General features: G+C 67.9%; 1 protein-coding gene. It reads left to right on the top strand.

Features of this window, described 5'->3' with window-relative positions; genetic code table 11:
• The coding region (locus SB772_RS44770; protein WP_410839121.1) for a phage tail protein at window positions 1-243 on the top strand (243 nt) is incomplete at both ends.

The following is a 243-nucleotide window of genomic DNA, read 5'->3' on the forward strand; positions in this document are numbered from 1 at the left end:
CCGTTGTGGCAGGAAACCCGCGGACATGACAGCGATCACGCCGCCGAGGCTGTCATCACCTTTTACAATCCCGATGACGCCTACGAGCAGGCGGGCGTGCGCTCGCACCGGGCCCAATCGGCGACGAGCCGCGTGCTGAAGAGCGATCTCCCGGCGGTGCTTGCGGAGGAAGCGGCGCTGAATGCCGCCGAGGCGCTGCTGCGCGACAACCGGATCGGCAGACGGTCGGTGCGCTTTGCGCTG

Origin of the sequence: Paraburkholderia sp. SIMBA_030 (genome assembly GCF_046535245.1) — a bacterium.
GTDB lineage: Bacteria > Pseudomonadota > Gammaproteobacteria > Burkholderiales > Burkholderiaceae > Paraburkholderia.